The organism is Paenarthrobacter sp. A20, from assembly GCF_024168825.1.
Lineage (GTDB): Bacteria > Actinomycetota > Actinomycetes > Actinomycetales > Micrococcaceae > Arthrobacter.
In genome coordinates this window covers 1,694,651-1,721,577 of record NZ_JALJWH010000001.1, presented here as the reverse complement: position 1 = coordinate 1,721,577, position 26,927 = coordinate 1,694,651, and the positions used below count along the sequence as shown (strand labels likewise).

At 61.4% G+C, this 26,927-nt stretch carries 25 protein-coding genes; 15 read left to right on the top strand and 10 right to left on the bottom strand.

All coding sequences use genetic code 11. The features are described 5' to 3' along the window. Positions 1–9 precede the first annotated feature (9 nt). From J3D46_RS08320 to J3D46_RS08275, 10 genes are read left to right on the top strand one after another with little or no spacing between them, the layout of a single operon-like run. Entirely contained in the window at positions 10–972 is a 963-nt protein-coding gene (locus J3D46_RS08320) for a carbohydrate ABC transporter permease (protein ID WP_253466326.1), read from the top strand. Beyond that, positions 972–1,865, top strand: coding sequence for a carbohydrate ABC transporter permease (locus tag J3D46_RS08315; RefSeq protein WP_253466323.1), 894 nt, complete (start codon positions 972–974; stop codon positions 1,863–1,865). Before J3D46_RS08320 ends, J3D46_RS08315 begins: the two co-directional genes overlap by 1 nt. Positions 1,866–1,923: 58 nt before the next feature. Beyond that, the gene (locus tag J3D46_RS08310; protein WP_253466320.1) at positions 1,924–2,670 is read left to right on the top strand and encodes a sugar phosphate isomerase/epimerase; all 747 of its coding nucleotides are present in this window, start codon (positions 1,924–1,926) and stop codon (positions 2,668–2,670) included. Next, positions 2,667–3,788, top strand: coding sequence for a Gfo/Idh/MocA family protein (locus J3D46_RS08305; protein WP_253466318.1), 1,122 nt, complete (start codon positions 2,667–2,669; stop codon positions 3,786–3,788). Before J3D46_RS08310 ends, J3D46_RS08305 begins: the two co-directional genes overlap by 4 nt. 21 nt (positions 3,789–3,809) lie before the next feature. Beyond that, a complete protein-coding gene (locus J3D46_RS08300) occupies positions 3,810–5,000 on the top strand; it encodes a Gfo/Idh/MocA family protein (protein ID WP_253466314.1) in 1,191 nt (396 codons plus the stop codon). Positions 5,001–5,002: 2 nt separating this feature from the next. Continuing rightward, the gene (locus tag J3D46_RS08295) at positions 5,003–6,004 is read left to right on the top strand and encodes a sugar phosphate isomerase/epimerase (RefSeq protein WP_253466312.1); all 1,002 of its coding nucleotides are present in this window, start codon (positions 5,003–5,005) and stop codon (positions 6,002–6,004) included. Between the two features lie 3 nt (positions 6,005–6,007). Continuing rightward, positions 6,008–6,895, top strand: coding sequence for a DUF1080 domain-containing protein (locus tag J3D46_RS08290; RefSeq protein WP_253466309.1), 888 nt, complete (start codon positions 6,008–6,010; stop codon positions 6,893–6,895). Further along, the gene (locus tag J3D46_RS08285) at positions 6,892–7,776 is read left to right on the top strand and encodes a biopolymer transporter Tol (RefSeq protein ID WP_253466306.1); all 885 of its coding nucleotides are present in this window, start codon (positions 6,892–6,894) and stop codon (positions 7,774–7,776) included. The genes J3D46_RS08290 and J3D46_RS08285 overlap by 4 nt, the downstream gene beginning before the upstream one ends. Positions 7,777–7,780: 4 nt before the next feature. After that, positions 7,781–8,803 (top strand): Gfo/Idh/MocA family protein, encoded by a 1,023-nt coding sequence (locus tag J3D46_RS08280; RefSeq protein ID WP_253466303.1) that lies wholly within the window; start codon positions 7,781–7,783, stop codon positions 8,801–8,803. Next, entirely contained in the window at positions 8,800–9,276 is a 477-nt protein-coding gene (locus tag J3D46_RS08275) for a heme-degrading domain-containing protein (protein ID WP_253466300.1), read from the top strand. Before J3D46_RS08280 ends, J3D46_RS08275 begins: the two co-directional genes overlap by 4 nt. Here J3D46_RS08275 and J3D46_RS08270 read toward each other — a convergent pair. Then, complete coding sequence (locus tag J3D46_RS08270) at positions 9,273–9,947, bottom strand: ThuA domain-containing protein (protein WP_231340638.1); 675 nt, start codon at positions 9,945–9,947, stop codon at positions 9,273–9,275. The genes J3D46_RS08275 and J3D46_RS08270 overlap by 4 nt on opposite strands. Before the next feature lie 294 nt (positions 9,948–10,241). Between J3D46_RS08270 and J3D46_RS08265 the strand changes: the two genes are divergently transcribed. Beyond that, positions 10,242–11,537: a sugar MFS transporter gene (locus J3D46_RS08265; protein ID WP_253466297.1), complete on the top strand. Its 1,296-nt coding sequence runs from the start codon at positions 10,242–10,244 to the stop codon at positions 11,535–11,537. Between the two features lie 203 nt (positions 11,538–11,740). Continuing rightward, positions 11,741–13,000, top strand: a complete 1,260-nt coding sequence (locus tag J3D46_RS08260; RefSeq protein ID WP_253466293.1) for an MFS transporter — start codon at positions 11,741–11,743, stop codon at positions 12,998–13,000. An 82-nt stretch (positions 13,001–13,082) separates the two neighbouring features. Here the strand turns inward: J3D46_RS08260 and J3D46_RS08255 are convergent, their stop codons facing one another. From J3D46_RS08255 to J3D46_RS08245, 3 genes are all read right to left on the bottom strand, one after another. Next, on the bottom strand, positions 13,083–14,102 hold the full coding sequence (locus tag J3D46_RS08255) for a Gfo/Idh/MocA family protein (RefSeq protein ID WP_231340641.1): 1,020 nt from the start codon (positions 14,100–14,102) through the stop codon (positions 13,083–13,085). A 152-nt stretch (positions 14,103–14,254) separates the two neighbouring features. Next, on the bottom strand, positions 14,255–15,748 hold the full coding sequence (locus tag J3D46_RS08250; protein WP_253466290.1) for a CoA-acylating methylmalonate-semialdehyde dehydrogenase: 1,494 nt from the start codon (positions 15,746–15,748) through the stop codon (positions 14,255–14,257). A gap of 75 nt (positions 15,749–15,823) precedes the next feature. Further along, positions 15,824–16,984: an iron-containing alcohol dehydrogenase gene (locus tag J3D46_RS08245; RefSeq protein WP_231343423.1), complete on the bottom strand. Its 1,161-nt coding sequence runs from the start codon at positions 16,982–16,984 to the stop codon at positions 15,824–15,826. Positions 16,985–17,127: 143 nt separating this feature from the next. Here J3D46_RS08245 and J3D46_RS08240 point away from each other — a divergent pair, with 143 nt between their 5' ends. Further along, positions 17,128–18,018, top strand: a complete 891-nt coding sequence (locus J3D46_RS08240) for a LysR family transcriptional regulator (protein ID WP_231343424.1) — start codon at positions 17,128–17,130, stop codon at positions 18,016–18,018. 34 nt (positions 18,019–18,052) lie between these two features. Here J3D46_RS08240 and J3D46_RS08235 read toward each other — a convergent pair whose 3' ends face one another. Beyond that, positions 18,053–18,208, bottom strand: coding sequence for a hypothetical protein (locus tag J3D46_RS08235; RefSeq protein ID WP_231343425.1), 156 nt, complete (start codon positions 18,206–18,208; stop codon positions 18,053–18,055). 511 nt (positions 18,209–18,719) lie between these two features. Then, a complete protein-coding gene (gene hisD, locus J3D46_RS08230) occupies positions 18,720–20,018 on the bottom strand; it encodes a histidinol dehydrogenase (RefSeq protein WP_253466288.1) in 1,299 nt (432 codons plus the stop codon). A gap of 247 nt (positions 20,019–20,265) precedes the next feature. Between hisD and J3D46_RS08225 the strand changes: the two genes are divergently transcribed. Together J3D46_RS08225 and J3D46_RS08220 are read left to right on the top strand one after the other, a co-directional pair. Continuing rightward, entirely contained in the window at positions 20,266–21,720 is a 1,455-nt protein-coding gene (locus J3D46_RS08225; RefSeq protein WP_231343428.1) for an aspartate ammonia-lyase, read from the top strand. 9 nt (positions 21,721–21,729) lie between these two features. Next, on the top strand, positions 21,730–22,695 hold the full coding sequence (locus J3D46_RS08220) for a LysR family transcriptional regulator (RefSeq protein ID WP_231343429.1): 966 nt from the start codon (positions 21,730–21,732) through the stop codon (positions 22,693–22,695). A gap of 220 nt (positions 22,696–22,915) precedes the next feature. Here J3D46_RS08220 and J3D46_RS08215 read toward each other — a convergent pair whose 3' ends face one another. From J3D46_RS08215 to J3D46_RS08200, 4 genes are all read right to left on the bottom strand, one after another. After that, on the bottom strand, positions 22,916–23,773 hold the full coding sequence (locus J3D46_RS08215; RefSeq protein WP_253466286.1) for a carbohydrate ABC transporter permease: 858 nt from the start codon (positions 23,771–23,773) through the stop codon (positions 22,916–22,918). After that, complete coding sequence (locus tag J3D46_RS08210; RefSeq protein ID WP_231342866.1) at positions 23,770–24,612, bottom strand: carbohydrate ABC transporter permease; 843 nt, start codon at positions 24,610–24,612, stop codon at positions 23,770–23,772. The genes J3D46_RS08215 and J3D46_RS08210 overlap by 4 nt, the downstream gene beginning before the upstream one ends. Positions 24,613–24,740: 128 nt before the next feature. Then, positions 24,741–26,054: an ABC transporter substrate-binding protein gene (locus tag J3D46_RS08205; protein WP_231342868.1), complete on the bottom strand. Its 1,314-nt coding sequence runs from the start codon at positions 26,052–26,054 to the stop codon at positions 24,741–24,743. Positions 26,055–26,069: 15 nt separating this feature from the next. Next, entirely contained in the window at positions 26,070–26,927 is an 858-nt protein-coding gene (locus tag J3D46_RS08200; protein WP_253466283.1) for a sugar phosphate isomerase/epimerase, read from the bottom strand.

Genomic DNA, 26,927 nt, shown 5'->3' with positions numbered 1-26,927 from the left:
GCCACCATCATGTCTTCCACGACTACCAGCTCGGGCCTTGCCCGGGCCCGCAAGGGGCTCGCCCCCGGCGGGTCCGGCGGCGGGACCGGGAACCGCAAAAGCAAGCTGTCGGCGCAGACGTCCAGGACGTTCTTCTGGCTCCTGCTTCCCTCAGTCATCCTGCTCGTCCTGATCCATGGTTACCCGCTCTTCCAAGCCGGGATCCAGGCCACGCACGACGGTAACCTGATCCAAACCGGCGACTTCGTCGGGATCGAGAACTTCCAGCAGGTCCTGTCCTCACCGGCTTTCTGGAAAGCCGCCCAATTCACCCTGCTGTTCACCATCGTCGGCGTGTTCGGGTCCTGGGCCGTGGGCCTTGGCCTGGCCTTGTTGCTCAGGACCAAGATCCCCGCCGGGGGCACCTTCAAGGTCCTCCTCCTCCTGCCCTGGGTCGTCCCGATCGTGGTCTCCTCCACCGCCTGGAACTGGCTCGTCGCCACCCCTGAGAGCCTCATCCCGTCCATCTTCCGCAACCTCGGACTCGGAACACCCCTGTTCCTGGCAGACCCCACCCTGGCCGCCGTGACCGTCATGATCTTCAAAGTCTGGGTCTCCTTCCCCTTCATGATGATGATGACCTCCGCAGCCCTGGCCTCCGTGGACAACACCGTCTACGAAGCCGCCAACATGGACGGCGCCTCCCGGTTCCAGCAATTCACCCAAATCACCCTGCCGCTGATCGCCCGCTCCACCTACATCTCGTGGATCCTCATGACGATCTTCTGCGTCAACGACTTCCCCACCATCTACCTGCTCACCGGCGGCGGACCCGTTGACGCCACCACCTCCCTGGTCGTCCTGGCCTACCGCACCGTCTTCCAGGACTTCGCTACCGGTCCCGGCGTCGCCATCGCCTTCCTCATGACCGTCACCCTGGTAGTCGTCTCGGTCATCCTGTACCGCCAGATCCGAAAGTCGAGCGTCGAATAATGAGCGCAGTACTTCACGCCCACCCCGAATCCGGGCCCGCCCTCGGCATCACCCCCACCGGCAAAACCCGCCGCACCCTCTCCGAAGCCGGCATGCGCGGACGCTGGTGGCGGTTCGCCCTGATCCTGGCCATCACCGCGATCGTCCTGGTCCCCATCATGGTCACCGTCATCCTGGCCCTCACCCCGGCACCGAACAGCACCACCACAGGCCTGACCTTCGAAAACATCACCGGCGTCTTCACCAAAACCCTCGCCGGCGTCTGGCTCCAAAACAGCCTCGTCACCACCCTCTCCACCGTGATCGTCTCCGTCGCCGTCGCCGCACCCGCCGGTTACGTCCTCTCCCGCGGCCGATCCAAAGCCGTCTCCGGCTACTCCCTGCTGCTCTTCGTCATGCAATCCCTGCCCATCATCACCTCAGTGGTCCCCCTCTTCATCCTCTTCGCCGCCATGGGCCTGGTAGACAACCTCATGGGCCTGACCATCATCTACGTCGGCTCCACCATGACCGTGGCCACCTGGATGATGGCCGCCTACTTCGACTCCATCCCCATCAGCCTCGAAGAAGCATCCTGGATCGATGGCTGCTCCGTCTTCGGCTCCTTCACCAAAGTCGTCCTCCGCAACTCCCTCCCAGGCATCCTCTCCACCGCCATCTTCGCCTTCCTCCTAGCCTGGAACGACTACCTCGTCGCCATCGTCTTCCTCCGCTCCAACGAAATCTTCACCCTCCCCATGGGCGTCCAATCCTTCTTCCAACAAAACCTCACCGACTGGTCCGGTGTCATGGCCCTCGCCGTCATCATGATGCTCCCACCCATCATCGTCTTCGCCGCCCTCAACAAATACTTCAGCGTCGGCGGCATCGGCGGATCCCTCGCAGGCCGCTAGCTAGACTGGCCGCACGTCCCTAAATTCCCGGAAAATCCAACTCCCGAAAAGGAACCCAATGTCTTACTCACTCCAGCTGTACACCCTCCGCAATGCCATCCAGGAGGACCTGCCTGGAACCATCAAGAAGGTTGCCGAGATCGGTTTTACACAGGTTGAGCCGTACAACTTCGTGGCCACCGCCAAGGAACTCGGCGCGGCGTTGAAGGAAAACGGCCTCACTGCTCCGTCCGGCCACGCACCCTTGTTGAGCCAGGACCAGGACGAGATCTTTGCCGCGGCCAAGGAACTGGGCATCACCACGGTGATCGATCCGTTCCTTCCCGCGGAGCACTGGCAGGACGCCGAGACCATTCAGGCCACGGCCGCCAAGCTCAACGCTGCAGCCAAGAAGGGTGCTGAGTATGGCGTCCGCGTGGGTTACCACAACCACGCGTGGGAGCTGGAGTCCACCATCGAGGGCAAGACCGCCCTGGAATACTTCGAAGGACTGCTGGATCCGGAACTCGTCCTCGAAGTAGACACGTACTGGGTTGCCGTTGGTGGGCAAGACCCCGTGGAACTTTTGGCCCGCCTCGGCGACCGCGTGAAGCTCATCCACATTAAGGACGGCCCGGGCAACACCGATACCAAGGCTCAGCAGCCCGCTGGCCAAGGCACCATTCCGGTCCTGGATGTCATCGCTGCTGCCAAGTCCCTGGAAGTTGGCGTGGTGGAATTCGACGACTACTCCGGCGACATCTTCGAAGGCATCACGGAAAGCCTCGCGTACCTCAACGCCGCAGCAGAAGGAGCCAAGGCATGAGCTTCGCACCCTCCACCCGTACAGGCCCGGTGGGCGTTGCCGTCATCGGCGCGGGCAACATCAGCAAGCAGTACCTGGACAACCTCACCACCTTCCCTGACCTGAAGGTCCTGGTGATCGCGGACCTCTTCGTCGAGGCCGCCGAAGCACGGGCCAAGGAATATGGGATCCCGGAGTTCGGTGCGCCCGAGCTGGCACTGAACCATCCCGACGTCGAAATCATTGTGAACCTGACCATCCCGGCAGCGCACGTGGAGGTGGCCACTGCGGCGGTCAACGCGGGCAAGCACGTCTGGACCGAGAAGCCCTTCTCGTTGGATCGCGAGTCGGGGCTGGGTCTGCTCAAGGCCGCTGATGCCGCCGGCATCCGCCTGGGCACCGCCCCGGACACGTTCCTGGGCGCAGGGTTGCAGACGGCACGCCGGATCATCGAACGTGGCGACATCGGTACCCCATTGACCGGTATGACCACGTTCCAGACTCCCGGTCCGGAGTCGTGGCATCCGAACCCGGCGTTCTTGTTCCAGCACGGTGCCGGTCCGCTGTTCGACATGGGTCCGTACTACCTGACCGCCCTGATCCAGACGTTCGGATCGGTCCGCAAGGTAGCCGCCGTCGGCTCCTCGGCGAAGGCGACCCGCATTATTGGTTCCGGTCCCAAAGCCGGCGAGGAATTCGCCGTCGAGGTCCCCACGCACGTGTCCGCGATGGCGCAGTTCGAGGGCGGGCAGTCCTCGCACAGCGTGTTCTCCTTTGAGTCGCCGCGCCTGCGGATGGGCTTCGTCGAAATCACGGGCTCGGAGGCTACGCTGTCCCTGCCGGACCCGAACTACTTCGACGGCGACCTGAAGCTCTGGCGTCCGGGCGCGGAAGAACCGGAGATCATCCCTGCCACCGGTCCGGCCAACGGCCGCGGCCTGGGTGTGCTGGACATGGCCCGCGCCTTGCGTTCCGGCACTGCGCACCGCGCCACGGGCGATCTTGCCTACCACGTGCTGGACAGCATGGTCTCGATCGCCGAGTCCGTGGAGTCGGGCACGTTCGTGGACGTCACCAGCAACGCACCTGTCTCGGCGGCCCTCCCTGAGGACTGGGCACCCGAAACAGCCACTCTCTAAGAATCAGCGAGGAACAAGAACATGACCACCCCCGCCCACCCATCCGACCATCCTTCCCAGGCGCATCAACCACTCGGCGTGGCCGCCATCGGCTACGCCTTCATGGGAAAGGCCCACTCGAATGCGTGGCGGAACGTGGCCAGTTTCTTCGACGTCCCGGCCTTCGAGCAGAAAGTGCTGGTGGGCCGGGACGCCACCCAGGTGGCCGAGGCAGCAGCCAAGTATGGCTGGGCCGAGTCCGCCACCGACTGGCGCTCCGTGATTGAACGCGACGACATCCACATCGTCGATATCTGCGCGCCCGGCTGGATGCACGCCGAAATCGCCATTGCGGCATTGGCCGCCGGGAAACACGTGCTGGTGGAGAAGCCGCTGGCCAACACCCTGGGTGAGGCCGAGTTGATGGTGGCCGCAGCCGCCTCCGCGCGGGCCAACGGCGTGCAGTCCATGATCGGCTTCAACTACCGCCGTGTCCCGGCCCTGGCGCTTGCCCGGGAACTCATCGCCGAAGGACGCCTCGGCACCATCCGCCACGTCCGCGCCGCGTACTTGCAGGACTGGCTCTCGGATGCCGAGTCCCCCATGACCTGGCGCCTCCGGAAGGAAACGGCCGGTTCCGGTGCCCTGGGCGACATCGCTTCCCACGCCATCGACCAGGTCCTGTTCCTCCTGGGTGACGCGGTCACCGAGGTTTCAGGCCGCTTGCACACCTTCGTGGACCGTCGCCCCGGCGCTAATGGGCTGGAAGATGTCACGGTCGACGACGCCGCTTGGGCCACGCTGACCCTCGCCTCCGGAGCAATCGCCTCAGTAGAGGTTTCGCGGGTAGCGACGGGCCAGAAGAACTCCCTCAAACTCGAAATCTACGGCGACAAGGGCACGATCCTCTTCGACCTTGAAGCCCTCAATGAACTCGGCTTCCTGGACGCCACCGTGCCCGTCCGGGAGCAGGGTTTCCGGCGGATCCTGGTCAACGAACCCGAGCACCCCTACCTCGATGCCTGGTGGCCGCAGGGCCACATCATCGGCTGGGAACACACCTTCACCCACCAGATCCGGGACTTCCTGACTGCCATCGCGGCCGGTGAGGCTCCGTCGCCGTCGTTCGAGGAAGGCCTGAACGTCCAGCACATCCTCGCCGCCGTGGAAGAGTCCGCTGCCGCCAAAAGCTCACTGATCCAACTTTCCAGCACCGCAACTGAAGGAGCCTGACCATGTCCCGCCCGTACACCCTGTTCACCGGCCAGTGGGCCGACCTCCCCTTCGAGGAAGTCGCGCGCCTAGCCTCGGGCTGGGGCTACGACGGCCTGGAAATCGCCGTCTCCGGAGACCACCTTGACGCCTGGCGCTGGGACGAGCCCGGCTACGTCGAGTCCAAGCTCGCCATCCTGGAGAAGTACAACCTGAAGGTCTGGGCCATCTCCAACCACCTCAAAGGCCAGGCCGTCTGCGATGACCCCATCGACTTCCGCCACGAAGCCATCGTCGGCACGCGCGTCTGGGGCGACGGCGATCCCGAAGGCGTCCGCCAACGCGCTGCCGAGGAAATGAAACACACCGCACGCCTCGCCCGCGCGCTCGGGGTGGATACCGTGGTCGGGTTCACCGGTTCCTCCATCTGGCAGTACGTCGCCATGTTCCCGCCCGTCCCCGAGAAAGTCATCGAGGCCGGCTACCAGGACTTCGCCGACCGCTGGAACCCCATCCTGGACGTCTTCGACGAATGCGGGGTCCGTTTCGCCCACGAAGTCCACCCGAGTGAGATCGCCTACGACTACTGGACCACCGTCCGGACCCTCGAAGCGATCGGCCACCGCGAAGCGTTCGGCCTTAACTGGGATCCCTCCCACTTCATGTGGCAGGGCATCGACCCCGTCTCCTTCATCTGGGACTTCAAGGACCGGATCTACCACGTGGACTGCAAGGACACCAAGCTCCGCCCCACCGGCCGCAACACTGTGATGGGCTCCCATCTGCCCTGGGGCGACCCGCGCCGTGGCTGGGACTTCGTCTCCGCCGGACGCGGCGATGTGCCCTGGGAATCGTCCTTCCGCGCCCTCACCGCCATCGGCTACAACGGACCCATCTCCGTTGAGTGGGAAGACGCCGGCATGGACCGTCTCCACGGCGCACCCGAAGCCCTCGCCGCCCTGAAGAAGTTCGACTTCCCTGCCTCCCAGACCTCCTTCGACGCCGCCTTCAGCAGCAAGGACTAGGGCGTGGCTGAGACAGAAACTCACGAGGACGCCGGGTTCGTCCCCCTGTTCGACGGCACCACTCTGTCCGGTTGGAGAACCGTGCCCCGCATTTACGGATCTTTGTACCCGGGTGGCCCTTCCGTCCTGGATCTCTTCGCGCAAGACGGAAGGGAACTTCCGGTCGAGCCCGAGAAGCATCCAGCGAAGTGGTTCGTGGACAACGGTGTGCTGGTGGGCGAACAGGACTCCCCGGGGAGCGGCTACGGCGGATACCTCGTCACGGAGAAGGCCTACGGTGACTTTGAACTGGTCCTGGAAATGCGGCCCGACTGGCCTGCAGATACTGGCGTCATGCTTCGACGCCTGCCTGACAGTTGGGAAGGCTTCCAGGTCTTGGTGGACCACCGTCCGTCCGGCGGCATCGGCGGGTTCTTCGGCAACGGACTGGCGAGTTTCTCGGCTGTACCGTTCGCCGTGGACGTAGCCCGCGACACCTCGGGACGGCCGACTGGCCTGATCGCCGATGACCCCACCTCGTCTGTCGAACCAGTCACCGAAGAAAAGCGTGCCCGACTGAGCTACGCGGCCGACGTCGACGATTTCCTCAATGCCTGGCGCTGGGACGACTGGAACGAGCTTCGGATCCGTTGCGTGGGTGCGCTTCCTGTTATAACGACCTGGGTCAATGGCCTCAAGATCGCCGAGCTTGACACCGCCACCCTGGACTCGCCCGATTACAACCCGTCCGATGTCCTGGACGTGCTCGGCGAACGCGGGCATATCGCGTTGGAGGTCCACGACAACGACTCGTACTTCGGCGAGGCACGCTGGGGTGTCGGAGCGCAATGCCGCTGGCGGAATATCCGTATTAAGGAACTCACGCCTATCGGCACGGAGGTGTCAGAGTGATCCGCGCCCTTCAACCCGGGCAGCGCTGCGAAGTCTGGATCGCGTCGGTCACCGGCCAGGCCGAGCTGGTGTACTCCGCTGATGACGTGCTGCTGGAGGCGCCCAACTGGACCCTCGACGGCGAGGCACTCGTCCTCAACGGGGACGGAAAGTTGTGGCGCTTTGATCTGTCCGCCAGTTCCCTGGAGGCTGTTCCGCTGAGTGGCGTCCCGGACCTCAACAACGATCACGTTCTGGCACCTGACGGCAAGGACATCTTCCTCTCCGCCAACGATGGCCACATCTACCGTGCCGCGCTTTCCGGTGGCCCGGCCACCAGGATCACTGACGACGACGGTTCCTTCCACTTCCTCCACGGAGTCAGCCCTGACGGAAAGGAACTCGCCTACGTGGGCATCGAGGCGGGCGACTTTACGCAGCCGGGCCGCCTGATGACCCTGGCGTCCGACGGCGGTGCTGCCGCCCGCGTTGATGTCGGGTCCGGTCACTGCGACGGCCCGGAGTACTCGCCGGATGGGGAGTGGCTGTACCTGAACACAGAATCGTTCAGCTCGGTACCCGGCCACGCCCAGCTTGCCCGGATCACGATCGACGGCAACGAATTCGAGCAGCTCCTCGAGTCCGATACCGTCGACTGGTTTCCGCACGTCTCCCCCGATGGGCGCTTCGCCAGCTACATCCGATTCCCCAGCGGAACGGAAGGCCACCCCGCCGACTTGCCGGTCGACGTCGTGCTTGTTTCGACCGAGGACTGGACCACTCCCCTCCATACATGGCCACTCTTCGGCGGCCAAGGTACCCTCAACGTCAACAGCTGGTCGCCGGATTCCGGGCGCTTTGCGTTTGTGGCGTACCCAATTTCCGACCCAACAAAGGACTAGGCACGTGACTCTCAGCAATGGCACCTCCGACGGAACCATCCGCTGGGGAATCCTCGGCACCGGTTTTATTGCGGGGCTGCAGACGAAGGACCTGAACGAGAACGGCTTCACGGTGCAGGCCGTGGGGTCCCGTTCGCTGGACTCGAGCAAGGCGTTCGCCGAGCAGTATGGCGTGGCCACCGCGCATGGCTGCTATGAGGATCTGGTGGCTGACCCGTTGATTGACGTGGTGTACATCGCCACACCGCACCCGTTCCACCACGCCAATGCGCTGCTGGCCTTGAACGCTGGCAAGCACGTGCTGGTGGAGAAGTCGTTCACCATGAACGCCCGCGAAGCACAGGACATCATTGACGTGGCCGAGTCCAAGGGGCTCGTGGCCCTGGAAGCCATGTGGACCCGGTTCCTCCCGCACATGATCCGCGTTCGCGACATCATCGCTGCCGGCACCATCGGGGAGGTCCGCAAGGTGGTCGCCAGCCACAACCAGAGCCTCCCCCAAGACCCTGCGCACCGGCTCAACGATCCCGCGCTCGGCGGCGGAGCGCTGCTGGACCTGGGCATTTATCCGGTCTCCTTCGCGTTTGACATCCTGGGAACGCCGGCCGCAATCCGGGCCAGCGCCTCCATGTCCGCGACGGGCGTCGACCGGCAGACCGCTGCGATCTTCGAATACACCAACGGCGCCCAGGCGATTGTTGATTGTGAGCTCGATGCCGCCAGCGCCAACCGCGCAATGGTGATCGGAACCAACGGCTGGATCGACATCGAGCACACTTGGTACAACCCCGTTCCTTTCACAGTCCACGCCGTGGACGGCAGCGTTATTGAACGGTATGACGAGCCCGTCGGCAGCCGTGGGATGCAGTTCCAGGCCGCTGAGCTGGAGCGTCTGGTTCGGGATGGTTCTACTGCTGGAACCGTCCTTCCCCCGGCCGAGACCGTGGCCATCATGGCGGCGATGGACGAGATGCGCCGGCAGATCGGTTTGAGCTACGAGGCCGACGCAGTAGAGGGTGCGTCATGACCGACTCGCCGCGCATTGCTGAGCTGAAGCAGCACGAGGAAGAGCTGGTCTTCGCAGCCTTCGACAACCACGACGCCTGGCGGCTCGGTTCGCTGATCGCCAACCATGCCATCGCTGCCGGCTTCGGGGTTGCCATCGACATCCGCCGTCATAACATCGTGCTCTTCCGCTGCGTCCTGCCGGGGGCAACCTCGGACCAGGAGGAGTGGATCCGCCGCAAGTCCGCGTCGGTGCTGCGCTTTGAGCACAGCACGGCGTTGCTGTCCGAGGAGTTCTCCGCCCGAGGACACAGTCCTGTTGGTGGCGGCTGGCTCGCCCACGAGGACTACACCTTGGCTGGAGGCTCGTTCCCTATCCGGGTGCGCGGCGCCGGCGTGATCGGTGCGATCACGGTGTCCGGGCTGTCGTCCGACGACGACCACCAACTGGTGGTGGACGGGATTCGGAGCTATCTGAAGACGGTGGGGGTTTAGTCGGCGGATTGATGGTTACGGCGTGCCCAAAGAAGACCTCGTCGGACGATTTCCTCTACCGGGGCAGCTGTTAGGTCGTCCAAGTAGTGGCCGAGGGCACTATAGAACACCCGGCCCTTGCCCCAGTCTTTGGTCCACGCTTGCGGCATGCGCTGGCCATCAAGCCAGGGCATGTGTTCGCCGTCGAACACTGTCTCAAGAAGTACGTGATTGCGGGGGTCTACGTTCATGTAGTACTGCTCGCTGGCAGCATGGAAGTCTTGTATTCCACGGGTAATCGGATGGTCCCGATCCATCACATACAACGGGTATGGATGACGCGTTCCCTCACCTGCAGGGTGGTAAAACACGTCGGCGCCCAGCATCATGTGGTACATCACGCTGCCCCTGAACGCCGCCCCACCACCATGCCATGAGACGAATCCGGTCCCTGCCTCCACCGCGCCGAGCAGATGTGCTTCCTGGGACGGGGTCAGAGTCTCGCTGAGGAGGGCATTGTTCCAGTTGTTGATTATCAGGTCGTAATCGGTCAGATCCTGGTCGAGGATGAAGATATCCGTCGATTCCTGCACCTCGAAATCCAGACTCTGCAGCAAGGACCGCGTCCAGTCCGCAACGCCGTAAGGGTTGTGTCCCGGCCAGCCACCGTAGAGATATAGAACTTTGGTCATTCGGACTCCTTCACGGTGCACCGCCCAGCCGGGGCAGGCCCAAGACTGGCAAAAGCTTATATATGTAAATATGAAGCTTACGCATACTTTACCTTATGCAACCAGCGCGACCAAGCGCCCTCTGTAGCTGCCGCATCAGCAACCGTTACCTCTTGACTTATAAGGTTTACTTTCCTTTACTGGAAGTAATGTGGACATTACCTTGGGTACGCCCGAGGGGTAGGGCGTTGGAAACCGAGGCGGCCTGCCAGCACAACTGCGCAACGGCCCGGCGCCTTCCATTGGAGAACAGCAATGACCCTAACGCACGCTCAATCTTCTACGTGGGGCGGTGTCACGCGAACGCAGCTTGTGCGTGCCCGTATCGCCACCTTCTTCGGCTACTTCCAGATAGGCGTAGCCCTCAACATGTGGTCGTCGAGCACATCCTCGCTCCAGCGCAGCTATGGCTGGATCGGGTCCGACGGCACCGTCGACGCCCTCCATTTCGGCATGCTGACGACGGCCATAGGCGTCGGCGCCGTCATTGGAAGCTTTTTGACCGGTCCCTTGGCCGATAGATATGGGCCGCGAATGGTCATCTGGCCCCTCTTGGTGCTTTTTCCCGCAAGCTTCCTCCCTCTTGCCCTGACTAATTCCTTCGTCGCAGCGCTGGTGCTGGGCGTCGCCATCGGCCTCGTCAGGGGCGGCCTCGACACCGCCACGGGGGCCTTGGCAATAGCCTTGGAACGTCACTACGAACGGCCGCTCATGGCTGGATTCCAAGCCATCTTCCCCATCGGTGGATTCTTGGGCGGCTGGGCGTCGAGCGGCCTCATCGTGCTACTGGGCGTCCATGATTCGCCGCTGCCCCTGTACGCAGTAGAGGGCCTCATCCTCGCAGGGATTGGCGCGGTGGTCGGAGGCTGGGTACTCCGCAAAGACCAGATCCTTCCGGCTGACCACCAGAACCACAAGCTGAACTCAGTGCGGCTACAAACGAGTGTCGTCCAGAAAGGCTTGCCGGCCCTGGCATGCGTACTTGGCGGCATGCTCGTGTTGTCCATGTGGGTTGAGTCTTCCCTTTGGGATTGGGGTCAAACGTTCGGAGTCGAGGTTTACGGCTCCACCACCGCAGCCGCTGCGGTCGCAATCTCCTTCTTCTCCCTGGGTGAGTTTGCCGGACGAATGATTTCCGATCGGCTGGTGATGCGATTCGGAGAGGTCAGAGTATTACTGGTGAGCGGACTTATCGGCATCTTCGGAGCGCTGGTCCTCATCCTGGGACGAGGTGATCTCACACTTGCCAGCGGCATGTTCCTCGTTGGCGTAGGCGTCGCAAGCATGGCCCCCGTCATGCTATCGAGCGCGGGTCGACTCGACCCCGCGAACGCCGGGCGGAGCATCGGTATCGTCACCGGAATCGGCTACGTTGCGATGCTCGCAGGGCCCCTGGGAATGACCGTCGTCGTGAGCGCGTTTGGCTCGATTTCGATTCCATTTGTTGCCCTTGCCCTCCTTGTCTTGATCGTCGCATTCTCACCGATGGTCTCAAAGGTCCTTCCGGCGCAACGCAGCGCGGAGCTGGCCTTGTCCGAATCTGCGCGTTAGCGTACGATCGTACACATAAATTCGGGGGGGAACCTTGCTTCTCCCTGTGATGCACGCACCAGTCCAGAGGCTGAGGGGCGTTCGAGGTCTCCTTTGACGGCCGCTCCCAACGTTCCAGGTTCTAGAGGATGCGCGTTCCGAATGACAACCGCATCCCTCGATGTGTAGCAGCGCCAACCACAATATTGTCCGGAAGGATCTCCATGTCTCCCAGCATCCTCACGCCTCGACGGGCACTCGTCCGTGCACGATGGGGTGTGTTCGGCACGTTCGCGGGAGTCGGGTTCCTCTCAGCAATATGGCTTGTCAATATTCCGGACATCCAAGAGCGGACAGGGACTTCCCATGCCGTGCTCGGCGGACTCATCCTTCTTCTGGGGCTCGGTGCGTTGGTGTCCATGCAGTTCACCGGCCTCTTGATCCGCAGGATCGGAAGCCGTGCCAGCTGCTCGTTGGGGCTAGGGCTCTTGGTCATCACGGTGAACTTACCGGGTATGGCCACCGACGCCGTTTCCCTTGGGATCGCCCTTTTTATCTTTGGTCTCGGCCACGGGATTACCGATGTGGCGATGAATCAGCATGCCGTGGTCGTGGAGCGGGAATACGGGCGGCCCATCATGTCCGCCTTCCATGCTTTCTATTCCCTTGGCGGCGCACTGGGTGCCGTTGCCGCAGCAGCGGGGCAATCCACCGGTCTGGACCTTGCATGGATTCTTTTCATTGCTTGCCTCGTTGGTGCGGCAGCCGCAGCTTCTTCGGTGCCTGCCCTTCTTTCCCGGGCAACCGAACGCCGACTCGAAACCGGCACCAGCCCTGTGTCGCTGGCCGAACATGCATCGCCAGTACGTGATACGTCTGGTCGTAACAGGCGCAGAATCGTCGCTCTCGCCGTCATGGCGTTCCTGATACTGCTGTCGGAAGGGGCGGCAAACGATTGGAGCGCTCTCCAGACGGTCGAGCATCTCAACGAGCCCGAGGCTGCGGCCGCCCTGGCCTATGGGGCGTTTGCGGGGGCCATGACAGTCGGTCGGCTCCTCGCCGATCGAGCTTCGAATGCGTTGGGTCCAGTCCGAGTGGTCCGCTACGGTTCCATCATGGCCGGAGCAGGAATGCTTGCGGTAGTCGTGTCGACCTTCTATCCGCTCTCCATCATCGGATGGACCTTGTTCGGTCTGGGACTTTCAGGGATCATTCCGCAGGTTTACACCGCAGCGGGCGCTGCGGGAAGGAGCGATTCCGGCAAAACACTCGCACGGGTGGTCAGCTGCGGGTATGTGGGCCTTCTGGCAGGTCCGGCAATTATTGGCTGGTTGGGTGGAATGGTTGGGCTGACGCTGGCGTTCATCCTGCCGTTGCTGTTTTGTGGTTTCGGAGTCCTCCTTGCCAAAGCCGTGGCCCCTGGGAAGGACGATGGTGTAGCCGACCACCTGCGAAGCATCCCCGCGTCCAGCTCTGATCGCTAGGGCGGGCGGCACTATATGCCCCGTCACTGAGCCAGCACTTGGCCGCCAACGGTTCCTGGTTGTCGACGGCCGGGCGCTGCAGCTACCGTTCCATGAACCTTATTTCTTCTCTCTTGCCACTGTTTGACGCTGCTTGGATAGCGAGACTCACCGCCAGATTGTTCGCGGCATCAAGCCCATCGACTACGGGTCGGGCACCCGAGCGTACCGCTAAGCGGAAATGCTCGAGCGTGATGTCATAGCTATGCCTTCGGTCCCCCACCAAGATCTCCCGGCACCCCCTGTTGTCAGTGAGATGGACAGATCCGACCGGCTCTGGCGTCATGACATCAAGCCCAACGAGGCTGCCTTGTTCACCGTTGATTCTGATAAACGAGGGCGTAAAGGGCAGCGTAAATGAGTCCTGGAAATCGACCAGGACCCCGCCGTCGTATCGGATTGAGGCGCTGGAGGCGTCGTCCGCGCCGGAAGGCCAACTGCCTTGGGAAAGCGTCGTGGCAACGACATCAAGGGGACGAGTGCCCAGCAGTGGGTTGACGACTGAGGCATTGTGGCACGAGAGATCCATGACTACGCCGGCGCCCGGGGCGCTCTCCAGCCGCCAGCCACGGAGGCGTTCAGGCAGGAGTGTGGAGTGCCTGACATTTGCGCTAAGAGGACGTCCGATGGCGCCAGCGGCGACAAGTTCCCGGATGGTGCGATGAGTTCCAGCTGCCGGGAGGTGGTGATTGACGGCTAACACGACGTCATTGGCCCGGCACGCCCCGATCATTGTGTAAGCATCTTCGAGCGTCGTTGCTACGGGCTTTTCACACAGAATGTGCTTTCCCGCGGCGGCTGCCGCGAGGGCTTGTGACGAGTGGTATTCGTTTCGGCTCGAAATGTAGACAGCATCGATTGCCCCGTCCGACAGGAGCTCCTCAAGGGTTCCATGATGCCGGGCGATGTCATGGCGCTGGGCATAGGACTTCGCATGCTTGGCGTCGTTGCTGAAGACTCCAGCCACCAGGTCACCGACCCGGCGAAAGGCAGGGATCATGCGGGTGGCAGCGATGTCGCTGGCGCCGACAAGTCCCCAGACCAAGTGCCCATCCTCGTTCATGTGATGTTCTTCCAGAAACGTGGTATCAGGGATTCGAGGTGCAAAGTACTGCCTTTCCATGCGTCGACCGATGTTAGCGGTCGGGATTCCAAACGCCGGGGACGGTGGCCGCTCCATAAGCAAGCCCGACGGCCCCGGCGTTCGGTTGGGGACTAGTTGGAGGGGAAGTTGTAGGAGGCGCCGGAGGCGTGGGTGGGTTCGGGCCAGCGTGAGGTGATGACTTTGCCACGGGTGTAGAAGGAGACGCCTTCGGGGCCGTAGATGTGCTTGTCGCCGAAGAGGGAGTTCTTCCAACCGCCGAAGGAGTGGTAGGCCACGGGGACGGGCAGCGGCACATTGATGCCGACCATGCCCACCGTCACGGAGCGCTGGAACTTCCGTGCTGCAGCGCCGTTGGAGGTGAAGATCGCCGTGCCGTTACCGTACGGGTTGGAGTTGATCAGGGCGATGCCTTCCTCCAGATCCGCCACACGGACCACGACCAGGACCGGTCCGAAGATTTCCTCGGCGTAGGCCGTCATTTCGGCCGTGACGTGATCGATCACGGTAGGCCCAACCCAGAAACCATCTTCATGACCGGGGACTACCAGGTCGCGGCCGTCCACCACCATCGCCGCTCCGGCGGTTTCGGCTTCGGTGACGATCCGGAGGATGCGTTCCTTGGAGGCCGGGGTAATGACCGGGCCCATGTCGGCGTCGGGTTCGGTGCCGTTCTTGACCTTGATGGCCAGGGCGCGTTCCTCGACCTTCTTCACGATCAGATCCGCAGCGTCCCCCACAGCCACGGCGACGGAGATGGCCATGCAGCGCTCCCCGGCGGAACCGAAAGCAGCAGCAGCGAGGTGGTCGGCGGCGTTGTCCAGGTCCGCGTCGGGCATCACGATGGCATGGTTCTTCGCCCCGCCCAAGGCCTGAACCCTTTTGCCGTGCTTGGTGGCGGTCTCGTGGACATACTGGGCGATCGGAGTGGACCCAACAAAGCTGATGCCGTCCACGTCCGGGTGGGTCAGCAACCCATCGACCGTTTCCTTGCCGCCGTGCAGGACCTGGAACACGCCATCGGGCAGGCCGGCCTGCTTCCACAGCTGGGCCAGCAGCATCGAGGCGGACGGGTCACGCTCGGAAGGCTTGAGGATGAACGCGTTGCCGGTGGCGATGGCCATCGGGGCCATCCACAACGGCACCATGACCGGGAAGTTGAACGGCGTGATACCAGCCACCACGCCCAGGGGTTCGCGGAAGGAGAAGACGTCAATGCCGGTGGAGACCTGGTCGGAGTAGTCGCCCTTGAGCAGCTGAGGGATGCCACAGGCGAACTCGATGACCTCCAGGCCACGGCCGATCTCACCCTTCGCGTCCGAAAGGACCTTGCCGTGCTCGGCGGTGATCAGCTCGGCGAGTTCGTCCACGTGCGCTGCGACGAGTTCACGGAACTTGAACAACACCGCGGTGCGCTTGGCAAGGGAAATATCGCCCCAGGAATCAGCTGCTGCGCGGGCCGCCGCGACGGTTGCGTTCAGGTCTGCCTCGTTGGCCAGACGCAGCTCTGCCGAAACCCGCCCCGTCGCCGGGTTGTACACCGGTTGCGTACGGTCCCCCTCGCCCGTGGTCTCAGTGCCGTTAATGAAATGATGAATAGTGGTCATTTTGTTCCTTTGTGTCTTAATGCATCGGCACGGTTCGTGATCGGCGAGACCTGGCTTCGGTCCCGCTGAGGATAGTTAGGCGTAAATTTCCTCGTAGATGGCCCGGATCTGCCCGGCATCAGGAATGAGCGGGTTGTTACCCGGCGAGCCGGAGGCAAGCGCCTGATCGGCCATGAGCGCGATTTTGGCTTCCCACTCGGAGCGATCGATTCCAAAGGCCTCAGGTGTCGGTACGGCAAGGTCCCGGTTCAACGTGTCCAGTTCCGCGACCAAGGCGTTTGCTGCTTCATGGTCCGAACTGCTCGAAGAGGTGACGCCCAATGCCCGTGCGCAGTCCGCGTACTTCGACTCGGCGGCACAGATCGAGAATTTTGTAACGGCCGGAAACAGCATCGCATTCGCAAGTCCGTGTGCGACGTTGAAGTGGGCTCCGATGGGGCGGCTCATGCCATGGACCAGTGCCACGCTGGAGTTCGAGAAGGCAATACCTGCCTGGGTTGAGGCAAGCATCATCGCTTCTCGCGCCTTGGTGTTCGCCCCGTCGGCATACACGGGCCTGAGATTCGAGCCGATGGCCCGTATTGCCGAGAGCGCGAACGCATCAGAAAAGTGGTTCGATTTACGGCTTACGTAGGCTTCGATGGCGTGTGTGAGCGCATCGATTCCAGTATCGGCCGTCAGCCGCGGTGGCATGGAGACTGTTAGCTCGTAGTCAATGACTGCGGCCACTGGCAGGAACGAGATCCCAGCACAAAGCATCTTTTCATGCGTTTCCGAGTCGCTGATGATCGTGAATTGCGTTGCTTCCGATCCGCTGCCTGCCGTCGTGGGGATGGCGACGACGGGAATGGCTGGCCCGTTGTTGTTGCGTGGAGCCTTATAGTGACGCATCTGACCGCCTTGGCGGCTCAGCAAACCGAGAGCTTTGGCTGTGTCGATGGCGCTCCCACCTCCCAGACCGATGATGATGTCCGCCTCGTGGTTGTGCGCGGCAGTTACACCTTCGTGGAGGGAGTCCGTGGTGGGGTCCGGCACCACGCCTGAAAAGACAGCAGCCTCCAGCCCGCTGCTCTCGATGGAATGCAGGAGCGCGTTTACGCTGCCAGTCGTCAGCATGAATGCGTCTGTGACAACCAGAGGCCTGGCTGCTCCAAGTTCCTCCAGCAGGGCACCAACGTGTTCGATGGCACCTCCGCCAACTTTCATGATCCTGGGCAACGCGATATTTGCGACCATATCTTCCTCTGTTCTTTCCTAGGGGACGGACTCCGTCCCGGCGATTGTCATTGATATTCTCTTTCGAGTCTCCATAGGTTTTTCGCCCGAAACAATGACCAAAAGTACCCGTTGCTGTGCAAATATGCACGTAAGATGGGGGCATGATTTCGGCAGACGACCTCCGCTTCTTCCTCGAAACAGCCCGAACCGGCAAGCTCGTTGCTGCTGCACGCGGCCTCGGAGTGGACCACACGACCGTGGGACGACGGATATCGCACTTGGAGCGCAGTGCCGGTTCCAGATTGTTCGTTCGTTCCGCAGGCGGATGGAAGCTCACCGATGCCGGTGAACGCCTCGCGGTCCACGCGGAAGCCGTTGAGTCCTCGTTGTTAGCCGCCGCCGAAGAACTCGGGTCGGGACCCGGACGCATATCGGGAACCATCCGCATAGCAGCCCCGGATGGATTCGGGGCATTTGTCCTCAGTCCCGGGCTCGGAGCCCTGAGAAGCAGGCACCCGGACTTGGCGGTTGAGATCGTTACAGCTACCCGCTTGAACCTCTTGGCAACGAAAGAGTTTGATGTCGGCATTTCGCTGGCCAAGCCCACCATCCGGGGCGTGGACGCCACCGAACTGGCCGCGTATCCCCTGGGTTTCTATGCTGCCCCGGCGTATTTGGAAGCGAATCCCGTCATATCCGCAGTCGAGGACCTGAAGGAACACGCTGTTATTGGATACGTGGACTCCCTCCTGGATATCCCCGACTTGCGATTCCTGGACGCAGCATTGCCAGGGGTCCGCCCCGCCATTCAGACCAACAACCTCACGGGACAGTGGATGTCTGCGGTCGCCGGCCTTGGGGTTGCCGTTTTGCCTTTGTTTGTGGGCGAACCCGACGGACGTCTCGTCCGGATCCTGGCAGACTCGGTGAGTATCCGCAGAATGTATTGGTTGGCGGTACCGCGGGAACTTCAGCGCTTGGCGCGTACGCGGGCAGTCCAAAATGCCCTGATTGAACTGGCAGTTGCTCATCCCTACTTGGAAGCGGCATGAGGGCCAGTTGCCGTCGGGGATGGCAAGGCTCCGACTACAGAGTGGGCATCGCGTTCCATGTCGGAAACTGTTCCTCGCTTGCCCATACTTCGTAGCCCTCGGACTTCTCCACCATCGTCCTGGTTACCGGTCCGTCCGCCGCGAGCCAGAGTATGGACCCGTCCGAGGTGACGTCCTCCACGAGACCCATACGGGTAGCGTTCAGACGGTGACGTACTTCGATATGGCGACCTCTCGTGAGACACCAGTCGTCCTGCGGCATAGGCTTGCCAGAGAGGGAGACAGCTGGAGATCCGTGAGCGGCAGTAAAATTGTTCATCTTCTTCCATAGGTTGAATGCGCATGGGAGCACCGGGCGCTCCGGCCGAACAGACCTTGTCAGTCGGATTCGTGCCTGGAGTAGCGGCGATGGCTTCCGGCGTAGATTGTGCTGAACAAGCTTCCAGAAGGCACAACAGTTGACGAAGTACTGTTCGGACCGGCCAGTCTTTTTGGGTTCACAACGTTGTTGGGATCGAGCCAGGCCAGGGCAGTTTCGATCCAACGGGGCAGTGGAGAAACGTCACCGCGACCTCGCCGCCGGGCGTTCTTTTCCATAGGGAAGCTCCTTTCCTTGCTTTGGCGATCGGATTGGCGCCGTGGCAGCCCCGCAGGTAAACGGTGGGGCGAACTGAGAGAACAGGCACCCCACCTCAAGGAACCTACGAAGCCCAGGCTGGGCGTTCACCGGCGAGTCTGGCAGCCCTGATGTCACCGGATCGTGCGTGGCCTTCGAAGTTTTCCGCGCGAGCTGCCCTGCCAAGCAGCTCCCCCAGCTCAGCGCTGGCAGCCACGGAAGTGACTTCCTGGTAAGTGACGGTCTTAATGTACTTCCCGACCCACAGGCCGCCGGTGTAGCGGGCGGCCTGACGTGTGGGCAGCACATGGTTGGTGCCGATGACTTTGTCGCCAAAGGAAACACACGTGTTCTCGCCCAGGAATAGTGCACCGTAGTTGGTCATGCTGTCGAGTGCCTCGCGGGGATTGGCAGTCAGGATCTGCACGTGCTCGCTTGCGAACTCGTCGGCGACGGCATAGGCCTCTTTCAGATCGTCGACCAGAATTACTTGGCCGTGGTCGCGCCAAGCGACTTCGGCGACTGCACGGGTTGATAGGCCGAGCAGTTGACGGTCGATCTCTTCAATAACCTGCTCACCAACCACGCGCGACGTGGTGACGAGAATGGCAGGCGAGTCGGGGCCGTGTTCTGCCTGGCTGAGCAGATCGACGGCGATAAGGAACGGATCGGCCGTCTCGTCAGCGACGATCAAAACCTCTGTGGGGCCGGCGAAGAGATCAATTCCCACTTCACCGAACAGCTGCCGTTTCGCCTCGGCAACGTACGCATTTCCTGGGCCGGCCAGGAAATCGACCGGGGCGATGGACTCGGTGCCGACGGCAAGAGCGGCCACGGCCTGAACGCCCCCGAGGAGGTAGATCTCGTCCGCTCCGGCGAAGTGCATGGCGGCGATTGAAGCGTCAGGGACCACTCCCCCGGCAGCCGGCGTGGCGGCAGCCACCCTGCGAACCCCGGCGACCTTGGCAGTGACGATGGTCATGTGCGCAGAGGCCAACAGAGGATACCGGCCACCGGGCACGTAGGCGCCAACTGCGTCAATTGGAATGTTCTTCTGGCCGAGGATGACTCCAGGCTCAACTTCTGCTTCGAATTCAGTGAGCGAGTCCAATTGCAGACGGGCGAAGCGCTCCACGTTCCGCTGAACAGTCTTGATGTCTTCCACGGTTTGTTCGGGGAGCCGGGCAATGGCCGCGTCGATCTCGTCCTGCGAAAGAAGGAAGCACGCGGGCGACCACTTGTCGAACTTTTCGGAGTAGGAGCGGACCGCGGCGTCGCCGCGGTCACGAACGTCCGCGATGACTGTTTCGACTGTTTGCCTCACGCCGACTGGCGACGATGGGTCCGAGATGGTGAATTCAGCGTTCTTAAGGGAGGTGCGCAATGGATTTCTCTTTCGTTGCTGGAGCCAGAGCGCAGGTAGTGCGTGTGCTCCACGTTACTTGAAAACCCTTCAACCATAGCATTACCTATGGGAAAGTAACAGAGTCGAAAGCTTTTACTTATCAAAGACGAGCGACGGCACCCATTGAGGCACGTTAAAGCTATGCTTTTTCTGATTTCTATGCATATCAACTTATAACTGGGTGGGGCCCACATCTCGGACCCCACCAGAGAGTTAGGGGACGAGAATGACCCAAGAGCGTGACACCCGGGTGGAAACAGATCTTCTGGGAACCAGGGAGATTCCCGGGGATGCCTACTGGGGCATCCACACGCTGAGGGCGGTGGAAAACTTCCGGCTGAACGGAGAGACTGTTGGCTCCACGCCGCAACTCGTCAGGGCCATCGCATCGGTCAAGGAAGCAGCGGCCCAGGCCAACATGGAGCTGGGTTTGCTTGCGCCGCGCGTAGGGCATGCCATCGTTTCGGCCTGCCGGGACCTCAGGGCGGGTCAACTGCATGAACAGTTCCCTGTACCCCTGATTCAGGGTGGCGCAGGGACGTCGACAAACATGAACTCCAATGAGGTGATAGCCAACCGGGCTTTGGAGTATATGAAGGAGGCGAAGGGCTCCTATGCCTTAGTTGGTCCCAATGAGCATGTGAACATGGGTCAGTCCACAAACGACGTCTATCCGACAGCCTTAAAGATTGCCACGATCTGGGGCTGCCGGGCCTTGGCGGAGGCCCTTGGCAAGTTCGAGCGGTCCTGTGAGCGGAAGGCACGGGAGTTTGACCATATTGTGAAGATGGGCAGGACCCAGCTTCAAGATGCAGTGCCGATGACATTGGGGCAGGAGTTCCGTAGCTACGCAGTGACCATCCGTGAAGATGTGGCCCGGTTGGGTGAGGCGGTGGCGAATCTCCACGAGATCAACATGGGCGCGACTGCCATTGGTACGGGGCTTAATGCCCACCCTCGATACGCCGCCCTGGTTCGGGACAAGCTGGCGTCACTCACGGGCCTGCCATTGACCACCAGCCCTGATCTCGTGGAAGCGACTCAGGACTGTGGTGTTTTTGTGCTCATTTCCGCCACGGTCAAGCGGGCAGCTGTGAAACTATCCAAGATCAGCAGCGACTTGCGTCTGCTCTCGTCCGGGCCTCGGGCTGGGCTGGGAGAAATCAACCTTCCTCCGCGCCAGGCTGGTTCGAGCATCATGCCAGGCAAAGTGAATCCCGTCATTCCCGAGCTCGTCAATCAAGTTGCTTTCGAAATCATCGGTGCCGACGTGACGATCTCCATGGCCGCCGAGGCAGGACAACTTCAGCTCAACGCCTTCGAACCGATCATCGCCGCGAGTCTGTTCAGAAGTATCGACCATTTGCGCGGCGCCGCCGAGTCATTGGCCGACTTATGTGTTGACGGAATCTCTGCGAACGAGCACACGCTCGAAAAACACCTTGCCCGCAGCATCGGAGTCATCACCGCACTGAGCCCCTACCTCGGCTACCAGACGTCCGGTGAGATAGCCGCGGAGTCATTGAGAACCGGAAGAACGGTCGTGGACCTTGTCGTGGCCCGGGGGCTCCTTGATCCCGGGCTTTTGGCCCGCTTGCTTCAGCCGCAGGTCATAGCTGCGGGTGGACACGTCTTCCCGGAGGGCGAGTCCGCCTCCGTCCTATCCCCCACCGACCTATAGGATTGCCTTATGACTTTGGCCCAACTTGAAGCATTTGTGGCAGCAGCCAGCGGACAGACTTTCACGGCTGCGGCTGCGGCGCTGGGCATGAGTCAACCTGCAGTATCCGACCTTATTCGTCGGTTGGAAACCGAACTCGGAGCCTCTCTGTTCAGTCGCAGTGGCCGAACGCTTGTGTTGTCGGCGGCGGGGGAAGAATTGCTGCCATATGCAGAGCAAACCGTTTTTGCCGCCAAACAGGGCACTGAAGCCGTGAGTGCCTTACTCTCCTTAGGCGGAGGAACGGCGACCTTTGGCCTTCTACGAAATGCGGAGTACTACATCAGGCAGGACCTGGCGAAGCGGTTCCGTCAAAAACACCCGAATGTGCGGATTCGGTTGGTGGGCCAGAACAGCGCAGAGACCGTAAGCGATGTGGTCGCCGGGCATCTGGAAGCGGGTCTTGTCACCCTGCCGATCGACGATGACCGCCTCGATGTACTCCCGCTGGCACGTGACGAAGTGGTCTACGTCAGTGCAGTTCCCGAGCGGGTTCAAACGCCACCGGACATCGCTGCGATATGCGCAGCTCCTCTGGTCCTTTACGACGCCCACTACGCGCAAACCGACCCTGCCCGCAAGCAGCTGTCCGCCAGGGCACGCCTGCGGGGGTTGTCGCTGAACGCCGGTATTGAAGTTGAGTACCTCTCGGCAGCGCTTTCCCTGGCCGCCGACGGATTCGGCGACACAATTGCCTGCAGAGCGGCACTGGAGTCCGAGGTTTACCCGAGGGGATTGCAAGCTGTATCCATGGCCGAGCCTATGTACGACACACTGGCGCTGATCAAGAGGCACGGACAGCTGCTGTCCCCTGCGACCAAGGAAATGGCCCGGCTGGCGCATTCGGCGCTCATCGATCATCAAACGTCTGACCATGGGACCGCTGAGATACTCAACGGCGGACACGATATTGAAGCGTTTCTGGGTGACCGCTGACGGGGGCCCGCTCCGTCCTTGCCTTGATGACTGGGCAAGGGTTCCGCGCTGTTAACGAACGGACGGGCGGCATCTCCTCAGATGCCGCCCGTCGTCGTCTCCGCCGAGGGGAGGGCCGCGCAGCGGCTTATTGCGGATCCCCGGGCACTACCGCCCCAATATGGGGAGCGGGCGCAGCCAACGGGCGGATCTTACGCTTCCATCAACGTGGTGGCCGTTTTTAGCGTCCTGCCAAGGAACCCGCGACCCCGCCGACACTGAAGTATTTGTTCAGGGCCGCAAAGACGATCGCCGGAGGCAGCATCATGATGACGGCGACGGCCATAACCGAACCCCAGTCTGTTGAATGCTGCTGGAAGAACGTTTGAACACCGATGGGCAGCGTAAACGTCCCTGAGGACCGCAGGAAGATACTGGCCACCAGGTAGTCGTTCCAGGCCATCAGGAACGTGAAGATGGCTGTCGAGAGGATTCCCGGCAACGAATTCTTCATGACGATGTGCCAGAAGCTACCGAATACAGAAGCCCCGTCAATCCAGGCCGCCTCTTCCAGGCTGTCTGGAATGCCGTCCATGTACGAAGCCATCATCCAGGTTGATACGGACATTGAACTGGCGACGTAGAGGATGGTGATCCCGATCAGGTTATCGGCCAGGCCCATACCGGAGAACAAAATGAACAATGGAATGACCGACGTAATGACGGGAAGTGACTGGATCACGAAGAGCAGGAGCGAGTAACCTTCCACGAGCCGGCTTCGGCCACGGGAAAGCACATAACCGGCGGGTGCGGCTACAAGGACGGACACAACAACAGTTGCCAGTGTTACCTGAAGGCTGTTGAGTAGCCATGCCACTACTTCGGTGTCGGCGAGGACATGGATGAAGTTATCCAGTGTCACACCGCCGGTGCCGTTGTTTGACCTCAGGGACAGGATGAATGTTCCTGCGATAGGGACCAAGGCAACGCTTGCGACGACGATCAGGATCCAGAACCGCTTCCATTTGCCGCGGTCCGCCGGGTCCATGGTCCTGCGCACCTGGGTGCCTGGGCTTCGGGTGAGGCTGGTGGTTGTCATTCGACTCTCGACTTTCGGATCTGCCGGAACAGGATCGTTGCGACCGTCGCCAGCGCAACAGTCATCATGAATGCGATGGCCACCCCGGGTCCGGTTTGGAAGTTCTGGAAAACCGTCCGGTAGGCCAGGACCACGAGGGTGCTTGTTGAGCCCACCGGGCCACCGTGCGTCAGGAGGTAGATGGCTGGGAATTCGTTGACGCAGAAGATCGTCATGAGCACCCAGGAAATATAGGTGGGCTTGGCGATGATGGGCAGTGTCATGTGGATGAACTGCTGGCGCGGTGTGGCGCCGTCGATCTTTGCGGCTTCATAGATGCTCTCGTCCACTGACGTAAGCGCAGCACTCATCATGAGCATCATGAACGGGAAATTCAGCCAGACGATGAACAGGCACACCGTGACCTGTGCAAGGAACGGATCTGACAAGAACCGCACTTCGCCCAGTCCTAAAGTCCGGAACAGCGAGGGGATGGGGCTGGAATCAGTCGCCAGCAGCCAGTTCCAGGAAGTGGACGAAACGACAACCGGAACCACCCAAGGCAGCAGCAGGATGGTTTTCAGAAAACCCCGGGCCGGGATGCGCTTCTGAAGCAGAAGGGCAAGGCCCAGTCCTGAAATCCAGCTTCCGAAGACACCTGTGAAGGTGAAGACAAGAGTGAACCCCGCAGCCTTCCAGAACGCTTCCCCACCCAGGACACGGGCGAAGTTATCCAGACCCACGAACTCGCCGGAGTTGATCAGGGAGCCGTTGTGAACGGCCTGGAATGCAGCGTAAGCAATGGGGTACGCATTGGTCAGCAACAGGATCAGGACCGATGGCGCGATCAGCAATGCCATTGTCGAACGCGATTGTCCGGGCACCTGCTGACGGCGCCGTTGGTTCCGCCTTTTGGTGGGGGCTACTTCCCCCTGCCGGGCGGCACCATGCTGCCCGGCAGGAGGACGAACAAGTGAAGATTGCTGAGTCATGACGAGGTAACAGACTTGATATCGCCATGGAGTTTAGTGAGAGCTGTCTTGGCGTCGGTCTTGCCTCCGAGCAGCGTCTGGCAGAAGTCCGCCATAGCTTGTCCACCGTCGATCGCTGCAAGCTTGGCGGAGGACTGTGAACCCTGTGAAGCAAGGGTCTTGGCTACTGGCTGCCACTTGTTGACGATGTCGACGTTGGACTGGCTTGCTGTGAAGAACGATGCCTCCGCGATGGACTTCAGCGCGGGAAGCTGGGTTACCAGCTTCTTCTCCCACAGCACCTTCATGTTCTTCAGGTAGTGGGTGACAAAAGCTTCGGATGCTTCCAGGGACGGAGTGTTTTTGTACATCATGATGTTGTTGACGTACTGGATGGTGCCGGTGTCGCCGTGGGGTCCCTTGAGCGGGTCCATGACCACGATGTCCTTGTCAGCAAGCTGATCGTCCAGGCCGAGGTAGTAGAAACCCATGCCGACCTTCTTGTTGGTCCACTGGGTAACCAGGTCGTCGTCCTTGAGGCTCACTGCGCCCGGATCGGTCAATCCAGCCTTTACTGCTTCGATGACGAATTCGGCCGTTTCGGTGTTCCGTTCGGTGACGATGTCGAGTTCGCCGCCTTCGTTGAAGAGGCCGCCGCCATTGTTGATCATCAGGCTCAGGATTGCCATGGGGCCGAAGTTGCCGCTACCGCCGCTGATGCCCCAGGCGTAGTAGCCCTTCGCAGCGATCTTCTTGCCTGCTTCCAGGAACTCATCCCAGGTGGTCGGCGCCGCCACGCCTGCGGCGTCCAGGACTGACTTGCGGTACCAGAGCGTCTGGATGTCCACGGCCCATGGAACGGCGACGTAGCCCTCCGGTGTCTTCATGGCGTCCAGGACGTGTGGAAGGAAATCGTCGTAGAGCCCGTCCGATTTGAACGATTCGATGAGCTTGTCCGCGTACTCCACGGCGCCTTGGGCAGCATATTGGAACGACTGGAAGCCGCCGCCGGTCGAGACTGCAGGGCCGGTCTTTGAAGCGATGGCCGACGAGTAGGTCTCGTTGAAGCCGTTCCACAGAACTTGCTGGTATCCGATGTCCTTGATGTTGCCGGCACCTTGGAATGACTTGGCGAGCTTCTCGGCTTCTTCTGCGTAGCCGGTAGGGCCCCAAGGCATGTCCCAAAATTTCAGGGTGGTGGAACCGGCGGCGTTGCCGCTTCCACCTCCTGCTGCACATGCGGACATCGAGGCCGTCAACGCAGCCGCTCCTGCCAGGGAGATAAAGCCGCGCCGGGACAGGTTACTGACCAGCGATGAGTTGTTGTTCATGACTATTCCTCCGGATTAACTGATGGGTTGGGGAGAGTGTTGACCGACGCGTCGAATCACGTCGCTCAGGTAGTGGAAACTCTTGGTTGCGGCATCCAACGACCCACATTCAACGGAGAGAACGGTGTCGTGGTTAGCGGATGCCAGGGTGCGAACGATGCGTTCCCAGTCAATGACGCCCTCGCCGCAGGCACACCCAAGCATTCCGCGGACTTTCCCGCGGTACTTCCTGGCGTCCTCTACGGAGATATCTTTCGCGTGAAGGTGGGTAACGTTGGAGATGATGTCTTCCAGCCAAGCGTGAGGATCGTTCTCACTCAGGTAACTGTTTCCGGTGTCCAGGTTGATGGTGAGGACGGGTGTGTCCACGAGCTTCATCAGCCGGTCCAGCCCTTCGGGGGTTGCCGTATAGGGGCCGTGGGTTTCGATAGCGATGGCGATGCCGCGAGGCTCTGCAACCATGGCCGCCTCTTGAAGGGTGTACTTCATCAAGGTGAAGTTTTCTTCCTCCGTAGTCCAGACAGGCACGGGACCGTCGTCGACCATAATCATGGGAGCGCCGCACTCAGCTGCATAGCGGACGGCCTGTTTGAGGTAATCCACAGCGATGTCCGGTTTGGCCAGTGGAGCATGACTGGAGATAGACGAGATCTGCAGTCCACGGCTTTCCGCCGCATGCTTTAGCTTCAGCGGGTCATCCAGCATGGACCTGCTGTGAAAGTAGCCAGCCTCGCTCAAGAGTTCACGGCCCCAGTGGACCATGGGCTCCACGTATCGGAAGCCGATTTCCGCCGCGCGGTCCATAGCCCAGTCAAACGAACCGTTTTCGTAGCGTGCAAACTCGAGATTGAGGCCCAGCTTGATCTCACCCAT